Annotated in this window: 8 protein-coding genes; all 8 read left to right on the forward strand. The window is 63.3% G+C overall.

Annotated features, from left to right (window positions below):
* The first annotated feature begins 444 nt into the window (after nucleotides 1-444).
* The 8 genes from AC07VI_RS29100 to AC07VI_RS29135 all read left to right on the forward strand — a co-directional run bounded on the left by AC07VI_RS29100 (nucleotide 445) and on the right by AC07VI_RS29135 (nucleotide 10,243).
* Nucleotides 445-1,755 carry an ABC transporter substrate-binding protein gene (locus AC07VI_RS29100; RefSeq protein ID WP_492993315.1) on the forward strand — a complete coding sequence of 437 codons (1,311 nt, stop codon included), beginning with the start codon at nucleotides 445-447 and terminating at the stop codon, nucleotides 1,753-1,755.
* 213 nt (nucleotides 1,756-1,968) lie between these two features.
* Nucleotides 1,969-2,829 carry a carbohydrate ABC transporter permease gene (locus tag AC07VI_RS29105; RefSeq protein ID WP_086148400.1) on the forward strand — a complete coding sequence of 287 codons (861 nt, stop codon included), beginning with the start codon at nucleotides 1,969-1,971 and terminating at the stop codon, nucleotides 2,827-2,829.
* Nucleotides 2,830-2,839: 10 nt separating this feature from the next.
* Nucleotides 2,840-3,658: a carbohydrate ABC transporter permease gene (locus AC07VI_RS29110; RefSeq protein WP_086148401.1), complete on the forward strand. Its 819-nt coding sequence runs from the start codon at nucleotides 2,840-2,842 to the stop codon at nucleotides 3,656-3,658.
* An 18-nt stretch (nucleotides 3,659-3,676) separates the two neighbouring features.
* Complete coding sequence (locus tag AC07VI_RS29115) at nucleotides 3,677-4,726, forward strand: ABC transporter ATP-binding protein (protein ID WP_086148406.1); 1,050 nt, start codon at nucleotides 3,677-3,679, stop codon at nucleotides 4,724-4,726.
* On the forward strand, nucleotides 4,726-6,201 hold the full coding sequence (locus AC07VI_RS29120) for a mannitol dehydrogenase family protein (protein ID WP_492993318.1): 1,476 nt from the start codon (nucleotides 4,726-4,728) through the stop codon (nucleotides 6,199-6,201). Before AC07VI_RS29115 ends, AC07VI_RS29120 begins: the two co-directional genes overlap by 1 nt.
* A 15-nt stretch (nucleotides 6,202-6,216) precedes the next feature.
* Nucleotides 6,217-7,134, forward strand: a complete 918-nt coding sequence (locus AC07VI_RS29125) for a helix-turn-helix domain-containing protein (protein WP_086148403.1) — start codon at nucleotides 6,217-6,219, stop codon at nucleotides 7,132-7,134.
* A gap of 56 nt (nucleotides 7,135-7,190) precedes the next feature.
* Nucleotides 7,191-8,117, forward strand: coding sequence for a helix-turn-helix domain-containing protein (locus AC07VI_RS29130; protein ID WP_216356424.1), 927 nt, complete (start codon nucleotides 7,191-7,193; stop codon nucleotides 8,115-8,117).
* Nucleotides 8,118-8,188: 71 nt separating this feature from the next.
* Complete coding sequence (locus AC07VI_RS29135; protein WP_086148405.1) at nucleotides 8,189-10,243, forward strand: esterase-like activity of phytase family protein; 2,055 nt, start codon at nucleotides 8,189-8,191, stop codon at nucleotides 10,241-10,243.
* The last annotated feature ends 102 nt before the right edge of the window (nucleotides 10,244-10,345 follow it).

Raw genomic sequence — 10,345 nt, forward strand, 5'->3', positions numbered from 1 at the left:
GGTGCTGCCGGCGCCGGCGCGCAGGTAGCCGTGGAAGCCTTCCGCGTCGCCAGGGTACATGGGGCCGGCTGCGGCGGCAGCGCTGGCGATGGCCAGGAGCAGGGCAGCCAAGGGTTTCAATGCAGTGCGATTCATGCGGTCTCCAGAAAAATGTAGGTGGTAGCGGCGGCGCCCCAACGAGGCGGCCACCGCGCACGGTCTAATGCCGAAAACCAAGTCTAGCAGCGCTTTTTTAACCAGCCTGATACAAATCGAACAAGTAGCGATACTTTCTTTCAAAGTGTTGTTTTTACTCAATGTCGATACTCTGGTGCATAGCGGGGCTGCAAAAGAGTATTGAATTGCGGTTTTGGAGTATCAGAAAGTATCAAAGCCCGGTGCTACATTGTGGTCGTGGTGCCAACAAGCGGCATTGCCAACGACAAAAAACACTGGAGACACACAATGAAACGTACCGCCATTGCCGCGCTGTGCGCCGGCGCGCTCTGCCTCAGCGCGTCCGCCTTTGCCGCAACCGACCTCGTCATCGCCACCGTCAATAACGGCCACATGATCGAAATGCAAAAGCTCGGCAAGTTCTTCGAGCAAGCCAATACCGACATCAAGCTCAAGTGGGTGACCCTGGAAGAGGGCGTCTTGCGCCAGCGCATGACCACCGATATCGCCACCAAGGGCGGCCAGTTCGACGTGATGACCATCGGCCTGTATGAAACGCCCATCTGGGGCAAGAAGAACTGGTTGATCCCCATCAAGCCGGACGCCAAATACGATATCGACGACCTGCTGCCGGCCATCCGCGAGGGCCTGTCCGGCGACGGCAAGCTGTACGCGTCGCCGTTCTATGGCGAAAGCTCGATGATCATGTACCGCAGCGACCTGGTCAAAAAGGCGGGCGTGACGCTCGAAGACCGCCCCAGCTGGAACCAGCTGCGCGACGTGGCGGCCAAGCTGCACGATCCGGCCAACGGCGTGTACGGCATCTGCCTGCGCGGCAAGCCGGGCTGGGGCGACAACATGGCCCTGATCACCACCATGGCCAATTCCTATGGCGGCCAGCTGTTCGACATGCAATGGAAGCCGCAATTTACCAGCAAGCCGTGGAAGGACGCGGTCACCATGTATGTCGAGCTGATGAAGAAATACGGCCCGCCGGGCGCGGCCGCCAACAGCTTCAATGAAAACCTCGCGCTGTTCAACCAGGGCAAGTGCGGCATCTGGATCGACGCGACGATCGCCGCCTCCTTCATCACCGATCCGAAGCAAAGCAAGGTGGCCGACAAGGTGGCGTTCGCCCAGTCGCCCGTGGGCGTGACGGAGCGGGGCGCCAACTGGTTGTGGATCTGGTCGCTCGCGATTCCGTCGAGCTCGAAGCATCCGAACGAGGCGCAGCGCTTCATCAACTGGGCCACCTCGCCCGATTACGTGAAACTGGTTGCCAAGGAAACGAGCTGGGCCAACGTGCCGACAGGCACGCGCAAGTCCACGTATGCCAGCCCCGACTTCCAGAAAGTGGCGAAATTTGCCGCCGCCGAAGGCAAGGCCCTGGCCACCACGCGCGCCGTGCAAAGCACCTTGCCGCCGTCGCCCTACGTGGGCGTGCAATTCGCCTCGATTCCCGAATTCCAGGTGATCGGCGTGGCGGCCGGCCAGCAGATGGCGGCAGCGCTGCTGGGCAAGGTGACGGTCGAGCAGGCGCTGGAGTTGTCGCAGCAGACGGCGGAACGCGAGATGCGCAAGGGCGGGTATTACAAGTAGGAGGATAGCCTGACCAAACCTGCTGCGCGTCGCGCTTTGCGGCCGGCGATGCTCACCGTACTCCAGTACGGTTGCGCTTCTCGGCCACAAATCACTGCCGCTCGCTACGGTTTTGTCAGGCATCTTTGTTGTGCCGTTTGGTTTGTAACACAGGTGACATGACTGGCCTCGCTATTGCGCTAGATCACTCACCTCACGTCTCAAGAGAACCCTATGAAACGCTTTATCCCCCGGACTTTGCTGACGCCGGCCGTGGTCGCCGTCTCCGTCATTTCCGTGATCCCGCTGCTGATCACGCTGTATTACGCGTTCGTGCGCTATTCCATGCTCGATCCGAGCGGCCATCCTTTCCATGGCCTGGCCAATTTCCACTTTTTCTTTACCGATGCCTCGTTCCTGCCGGCCTTGCAGAACACGTTCACCCTGCTGTTTTCCGTCATGCTGGTCACGGTGGTGCTGGGTACGGCGCTGGGCTTGCTGATCAACGAAGCGTTCCCGGGGCGCGCCATCGTGCGCGTGCTCTTGATTTCGCCGTTTCTCGTCATGCCGGCCGTCAATGCCCTGATGTGGAAAAATATGCTGCTCAACCCGATCTACGGTCTGTTTGCGCAGATCAGCATCTTCTTTGGCGCCACGCCCGTCGACTGGCTGTCGGCCCATCCCCTGTTTTCCATCATCATGATGGTGTCGTGGCAATGGCTGCCGTTTGCCTGCCTGATCTTCATGACGGCGCTGCAATCGATGGACCGCGAACAGCTGGAAGCGGCGCGCATGGATGGCGCCACCTATCTGCAGCAGTTGCGCTACCTCTACATTCCCCACCTGGGGCGCGCCGTCTCCGTGGTGCTGATGATCGAGATGATCTTTTTGCTGTCGATCTTTGCGGAAATCTTTACCACCACGGGCGGCGGTCCCGGCTTCGACACGACCACCATCACCTTCATGATCTATCAGCAGGCACTGCTGTCGTATGACGTGGGAGCGGCCTCGGCCGGCGCCCTGTTCGCCGTGCTCATCGCCAACATCGCCGCCTTCTTCCTGATGCGCGTCATCGGCAAGAATCTGTCGAAATAAGGAGACCTTGATGCATAGCAAACTTCATTTATATAGCCGCGCGGCCGCCGCCTGGCTGTGCGCGCTGCTGCTGTTCTTTCCCATCTTCTGGCTGGGCCTGATGGCCTTCAAGACGGAAGGGCAAGCCATCGCCACGCCGCCGCTGCTGTTCTTCACGCCCACCCTGGACAGCTTCCGTGAAGTGCTGGCGCGCGACAATTACTTCGGCTACGCGTGGAACTCGCTGTTCACCAGCGTGGTCTCCACCGCGATTGGCCTGCTGATCGCCATCCCGGCCGCCTATTCGATGGCCTTCTTTCCCACGGGCGGCACCATCGGCTTGCTGAAATTCATGCTCAGCTCGCGCTACATGCCCGGCGTGGGCGCCCTGATGCCGATCTATATCTGCTACCAGTACTTCGGCCTGCTCGATACGCGCATCGGCCTGACCATCATGTTCATGCTGATGAATCTGCCCATCATGATCTGGCTGCTGTACACGAGCATGAAGGAGCTGCCGCGCGAAATCCTCGAGGCCTCGCGCATGGACGGCGCCACCGTGTGGGACGAATTCCGCCACGTCGTGCTGCCCCTGTCCGTGGGCGGCATCGCTTCCACGGCGCTCGTTTGCATGGTGTGGTCGTGGAACGAGTCGTTCTGGTCGCTGAACCTGGGCGCCTCCAACGCGGGCACCCTGGCCTGGCTCATCGCCTCGTATTCGAGCCCGGAAGGACTGTTCTGGGCCAAATTGTCGGCCGCTTCGCTGATGGCCATCGCGCCGATCATGGCGCTGGGCTGGTTCTGCCAGAAACAACTGGTCCAGGGTATGACCTTCGGCGCTGTTAAGTAAACACTATTGGATGACATCATGGCTTACCTTCAACTGAGCAATATCGAGAAATTCTTTGGCGAGCACCGCGCCATCAAGGGCATCGACCTGGACATCCGGCAGGGCGAATTCGTCGTCTTCGTGGGGCCGTCGGGTTGCGGAAAATCAACCCTGCTGCGCCTGATCGCGGGCCTGGAGCCGATCGACGGCGGCAAGCTGTCGCTCGACGGGCGCGACATCACGAATCTGCCGTCATCGAAGCGCGACCTGGCGATGGTGTTCCAGTCGTATGCGCTGTACCCGCACATGACGGTATTCCAGAACATGTCGTTCGCGCTGAAGCTGGCCGGCGTCGATGCGGCCATCATCCGCGAAAAAGTCGACAAGGCGGCCGCCATCCTCGACCTGGGGCGTTACCTGGAACGCACGCCGAAGGAATTGTCGGGCGGCCAGCGCCAGCGCGTGGCCATCGGCCGCGCCATCGTGCGCGACCCGAAAGTGTTTTTGTTCGACGAACCGCTGTCGAACCTCGATGCGGCCCTGCGCGTGCAGACGCGCATCGAGATCGCCAAGCTGCACCGCGAACTGGGCGCCACCACCATCTATGTCACGCACGACCAGGTCGAAGCGATGACCCTGGCCGACAGGGTGGTGGTGCTGCGCGACGGGCAGATCGAGCAGCATGGCTCGCCCCTGGAGCTGTATGACCATCCCGCCAACCGTTTTGTGGCGCAATTCATCGGCACGCCCAGCATGAACGTGGTGCCTGCCGACGCGGCGCCGCAGCTGCTGGCGCAGGCGGGCAGCGCGGCGCAGGCGGACGGCTTTGTCGGCATCCGCCCCGAACACGTGCACCTGGGCGCGGCGCAGCCGGGCAGCGTGCCCGTCACCGTCGAACTGGTGGAGTCGCTGGGCGTGGAAACCCTGACCTATGTGCGCCTGGCGAACAATGTGCAGCTGGTGTCGCGCGACGCCGAGCGCAGCAGGCTGCAGCCGGGCCAGCAGACGCAGCTGACGTTCGAGCCGGGCTTCGTGCACTATTTCGACCGCGCCGGCAAGACCTGTGCGGCGGCGAAAGGAGCGCTGTAATGGCCGCCATCGCATTGAAGCAATCGAACCTGGGCAAGCTGCCAGGGAACGTGGCCGTGCCCGCGTATGCGCGCGAGGCGCTCGTGCCCGGCATCGTGCATATCGGCGTGGGCGGTTTTTTTCGCGCCCACCAGGCCGTGTACCTCGACGACTTGCTGGCCTTGCCAGGCAACGCAGAATGGGGATACTGCGGCGTGGGCTTGCTGGCGATTGATGCGGCCATGCGCGACGCCATGCGGGCGCAGGACGGTTTATATACGGTGGTCGAGCGCAGCGCGGCAGGCGACACGGCGCGCATCATCGGCTGCATCGGCGACTACCTGTATGCGCCCGCCGAGCCGCAAGCCGTGCTGGAAAAGCTGGCCGATCCCGGTACGCGCATCGTCGCGCTGACCATCACGGAAGGCGGCTACTACGTGAACCAGGGCACGGGCGAGTTTGATGCGGATCATGCCGACATCGTGCATGATCTGGCGCACCCCGGGGCGCCGCGCTGCTCGTTCGGCTACCTGGCCGCCGCCCTGGCCCTGCGCCGCCAGCGCGGCCTGGCGCCGTTTACCATCATGTCCTGCGATAACCTGCAAAACAACGGCGACGTGACGCGCAAGATGCTGCTGGCATTTGTCGCCCTGCGCGACCTGGAACTGGCGCGCTGGCTGGCCACGCATGGCAGCTTCCCCAACAGCATGGTCGACCGCATCACGCCGGCCACCACGGACGAACACCGGACGCTCGTGCGCGAACGTTTTGGCATTATCGACGCATGGCCCGTCGTGTGCGAGCCGTTCCGCCAGTGGGTCATCGAGGATGAATTCCCGCTGGGACGCCCGGCCTGGGAACAGGCGGGTGCGCAGATGACGCACGACGTGCTGCCGTATGAAAAGATGAAGCTGCGCTTGCTCAATGCCAGCCACCAGGCCCTGTGCTACATTGGCATGCAGCTCGGCTACACGTATGCGCATGAAGCGATGGGCGATGCGGGCGTCCGCCTGCTGGTGCGGCGCATGATGGATGACGAGGTGACGCCCCTGCTGGGCGCAGTGGCAGGCATCGATCTGGCGCAGTATAAAGAGACGCTGATCGAGCGCTTTTCGAATCCGGCCGTGCGCGACCAGCTGGCGCGCATCGGCACGGAAGGTTCGGCGCGCATCCCGAAATTCGTGCTGCCGTCCGTGCGCGAGGCGCTGGCGCAGGGCGGCGCCATTGCGCTGCTGGCCTTTACGGTGGCGTGCTGGTTCCGCTACCTGGAAGGCCATGACGAAGCGGGGCGCGAGATGCCCTTGAGCGATCCGTACGCGGCGCGCCTGCGCGCGCTGGCGCTGCAGGGCGGCACGGACGCCGCGCCGCTGCTGTCCTTGCGCGAGCTGTTCGGCGACCTGTCCGACACACCCGCGTTCACGCAGGCGGTGGGGCAGTCGCTGGCCAGCCTGTATGGCCTGGGCGCGCGCGCGGCGCTGGAACAGATCGTCGCCTGACGGGGAGGGCGCGCCATGCCACGCAAGGCCGGATATCCGCAGGTGGAGCAGGAACTGGAACAGCAGCGCGACGCCACGCCCGGCTTCGAGCCGAAAGGCAGTTTCGGCTTCATCCGCTACCTGGAGCACGGCTTTCCGAATGCGCTGGTGCGCTGGCATTATCACGACGAGTACGAGCTGCACCTGATCGTCGGAACGAGCGGCAAGGTCTTTGTCGGCGACTACATCGGCCAGTTTGCGCCCGGCCACCTGGTGCTGACGGGGCCGCGCGTGCCGCATAACTGGGTCTCGCTCGATACGCCGCCCGAGGGCGTGGCCCTGCGCGACATGGTGATCCAGTTCTCGCATGCGCCGCTGGCCTCGATGGCGGCCGCCATCCCCGAACTGAAGGGGATTTTTCCGCTGCTGCAGCGCGCCCTGCACGGCGTGGAATTCTTTGGCGTCAGCGCGCAGTCGCTGCGGCGCTTCCGCCGCATCCGCGACAGCAATGGCCTGCCGCGCTTCATCGAATTCCTGACGTTGCTGGGCGAGCTGGCGCAGACCAGCGACTACCAATTGCTGTCGACGGTGCCCATGCAGTCGAGCGACGATGACGTGGCTTTGGCGCGCATCAGTTCGGCCATCAACTTTATCGTGCACAATTACAGCAGCCAGTTCTCGCTGAAACAGCTGGCCGAGCAGGTGGACATGCCCGAGCGGACGTTCTCGCGCTTCTTCCGCCACGCCACGGGGAACAGCTTCACGGACTTCGTCAACCGCCTGCGCATCAACAAGGCGTGCCAGCTGCTGATGGAAACGCAGCGCTACGTCAGCAATATCTGCTACGAGGCGGGTTTTAACAATGTCGCCAATTTCAACCGGCGCTTCCTGGAATTGAAGGGCATGACGCCGAAGGAGTTTCGCCAGCAGGCGCTGGGCCGCTTTGGAGAATGACGGCAATTGGAGTACATTGGCTGGAAAAGGCCTGCAACAGCCTGAGAGAGACGAGCATGGAACACCTATGGCACAAGGACGGCGAGCGCAAGGCGCCCGAGCTGGAACGCGAAAGCTACGACGGCATCATCAATTACCTGGAACACGGCTACCCCAGCTCGCGCGTGCGCTGGCACTGCCATGAAGAGTATGAGCTGCACCTGATCGTCGCCACCAGCGGGCGCCTGTTCGTGGGCGACTACATCGGCGAATTCTCGCCCGGCCACCTGGTGCTGACGGGCCCGCGCCTGCCGCACAACTGGATTTCCAGCGTGATGCCGGACGGCGGCGTGGCCCTGCGCGACATGATCGTGCAGTTCGCCCATGCGCCGCTGGCGGGCGCCGCGCGCGTCATTCCCGAACTGCGCGAGCTGCTGCCCCTGCTCGAGCGCTCCAGCTATGGCGTGGAGTTTTTCGACATGGGCCACGAGGCCGAGCGGCACCTGGCGCGCATCCGCGCCACGCATGGCGCTGAGCGCTTCGCCGAATTCGTCCAATTAATGAGCAAGCTGGCGCGCACGGCCAATTACCGCCTGCTGTCAAGTGCCTCGCTGCGCTCGTACGACGATGACGCCACCCTGGCCAAGGTCAATGCCGTCCTCAATTACATCACGGACAATTACCGCGAGCCGATTTCGGCCGAAATGCTGGCCGAGCAGGTGGGCATGTCGCTGAGTAAGTTCTCGCGCTTCTTCCGCAAGGCGACGGGCAACAGTTTTACCGATTTCATCAGCCGGCTGCGCATCAACAAGGCTTGCCAGCTGCTGATGGATACCGACCAGTACGTGTCGAACGTCTGCTACGACGTGGGTTTCCAGAACGTGGCCAATTTCAACCGCCGCTTTTTACAGGTAAAAGGCGTGACGCCCAAGCAATTCCGGCGCCAGGCCGATGGACGCTTCGGCGGCATCGGCGGGCCTGTTGCGGATACGCCACTGGCGTGACGGCTGTCATGGGCTTGTCACGTTGAACAGTTACTCTCCACGGCTTCAATCCCACCCTAGCCGAGGAATGCATGAACACTGCTGTAACGTCGACCCCGAAACTGACCCTGCTGGCCATCGCCGCCGGCCTGGCCCTGGCCGCCTGCGGCGGCAGCGATAATCCGCCGGCAGAGCCTTCCAAGCCCGTGGCGCAGACGGGCGTGTTCCTCGACGGCGCGGTGGAAGGACTCGATTACGTGGCCGGCGGCGCCGCCAAGGCCAGCACCAACGCCAAGGGCGAATTCATTTGCAACCCGGGCGACACGGTGACCTTCAGCGTCGGCGGCCTGGCCCTCGGTTCGGCGCCGTGCGGCGCCGTCGTCACGCCGCTGGCGCTGGCCGCCAGCACGAACGTGGCGGACGACAAGGTCGTCAACCGCCTGCTGGCGCTGCAACTGCTCGACGAGGACAGCGATCCGTCGAACGGCATCAAGCTCACGGCCGAAGTGAAGGCCGCGCTGGCCGGCAAGACCCTGGACTTTGCCGCCGCCCCGGCCGTCTTCAACACGGCCCTGGCCGCGCACCTGGCATCGGTGGGCGGCAAATTCGCCGGCCGCACGGTCGATGCCGAGCGCCGCGCCCTCGTGCGCGAGCATTTCGAGGATACTCTCGCTTCGAAAGCGGGCGCGCCCGTCAACGAGGCGCTGACGCAAGCCAATCCTGTGGGCGAAGTAAAAGTCACCGTGACGCGCTACCAGATCCAGGCGGCCGACAAATTCTACGTGCCGTACGAAGGCGCCAACGCCAAAATCAAGGGCGAATTCCCGAACGGCTTTTTGCCGTCGTACGGCTCGGGCCTGGCCTACAAGGGCAAGAATGCGGCGGGCGACCTGGAATTCTATGGCTTGACGGACCGCGGCCCGAACGGCGACGGCCCGCTGGTGCCCGACCCTTCGGGCAAGGGCACCATCGGCAGCAAGATCTTCCCGTCGCCCAGCTTTACCCCGTCGTTCGGCGTGATCACGGTCGGCAAGAACGGCGCCGTGCTGGCGTCGAGCACGCCGATCAAGGTGTCGGCCACCGTCAACAGCTCGGGCTTGCCCGTGCCCGTGGGCGCGGTCGGCAATTCGGCCGAGATTCCCGTCATGGATGCGATGAAGTTCGACGCCGCCGGCAAGGCCGTCTTCAACGCGGGCGGCCTCGATTCGGAAGCCATCGTCGTCGATGCCAAGCGCAATGCGCTGTGGGTCTCGGACGAATACGGCCCCTTCATCGTCAGGATCGATGCCGCCACCGGTATCATCCAGGCCAAGTACGAGCCGGGCAAGGGCTTGCCGGCGCTGTTCGCCAAGCGCCGCGCGAACCGCGGCATGGAAGGCATGACCCTCGACACCAGCAACGACAAGCTGTACGCCTTCCTGCAAAGCCCCTTGTCCGACGGCAGCGCGCCGTACACGGTGACGAAGAAGAATGAACAGGTCGAGCGCTTCGCCCGCTTCACGCGCTGGATCGAATTCGACCCGGTGACGGGCACCAGCGGCAAGATGTATGCGTATCCGCTCAACGCGGCCGACTACCAGGATGGCCGCACGGGCAACGCCAAGCTGGGCGACATGGTGGCGCTGGGCGGCGGCAAGTTCCTCGTCATCGAGCAGGGCGCCGCGCCATCGGGCAAGGTATTCAATAAACTGATGCTGGTCGAACTGAAGGGCGCCACCGATATCGCGGCCGCCGCCTACAACGCGACGACCTCCGACCTGGAGAAAAGCAGCATGGGCGGCGCCCCCGTCAATGGCGCCGACTGGGCCGCCGTCACGCCGCTGAAGAAAACGCTGCTGCTGGACTTGAACGCCATCGGCTGGGCGGCGGAAAAGGCCGAAGGCCTGACCCTGATCGACGAGTCCACCATCGCGCTGGCCAACGACAATGACTTCGGCCTGAAAACCAAGGTCTTTGACGCGAACGGCGCGGAAGTGGCGGACGCCGACGTGACCAAGTGCACGGTCGACGCCAACGGCGCCATCGTCACGAGCAGCGCGGCCGGCTGCAACGCGGCCAACACCATCCGCGTGGCGCGCGGCGACGACCGCGAGCGTCCAAGCCGTCTGTGGATCGTGAAGTTCGCCAAGGCGCTCAATACGTATTGATGGCGTATTGATTTGGCTTAATTGATTGTCCAGTCCTAAAATAGGTTGACAGTATTTATTGCTGCACAAACGCCCGATGCACCGCATCGGGCGTTTTGTACT

This window comes from Janthinobacterium sp. GW821-FHT03A03, assembly GCF_059421435.1.

Bases quoted from the DNA above. Each gene is read 5' to 3' on its own strand.
- AC07VI_RS29100 (WP_492993315.1), top strand. From the start codon at position 445: ATGAAACGTACCGCCATTGCCGCGCTGTGCGCCGGCGCGCTCTGCCTC.
- AC07VI_RS29105 (WP_086148400.1), top strand. From the start codon at position 1,969: ATGAAACGCTTTATCCCCCGGACTTTGCTGACGCCGGCCGTGGTCGCC.
- AC07VI_RS29110 (WP_086148401.1), top strand. From the start codon at position 2,840: ATGCATAGCAAACTTCATTTATATAGCCGCGCGGCCGCCGCCTGGCTG.
- AC07VI_RS29115 (WP_086148406.1), top strand. From the start codon at position 3,677: ATGGCTTACCTTCAACTGAGCAATATCGAGAAATTCTTTGGCGAGCAC.
- AC07VI_RS29120 (WP_492993318.1), top strand. From the start codon at position 4,726: ATGGCCGCCATCGCATTGAAGCAATCGAACCTGGGCAAGCTGCCAGGG.
- AC07VI_RS29125 (WP_086148403.1), top strand. From the start codon at position 6,217: ATGCCACGCAAGGCCGGATATCCGCAGGTGGAGCAGGAACTGGAACAG.
- AC07VI_RS29130 (WP_216356424.1), top strand. From the start codon at position 7,191: ATGGAACACCTATGGCACAAGGACGGCGAGCGCAAGGCGCCCGAGCTG.
- AC07VI_RS29135 (WP_086148405.1), top strand. From the start codon at position 8,189: ATGAACACTGCTGTAACGTCGACCCCGAAACTGACCCTGCTGGCCATC.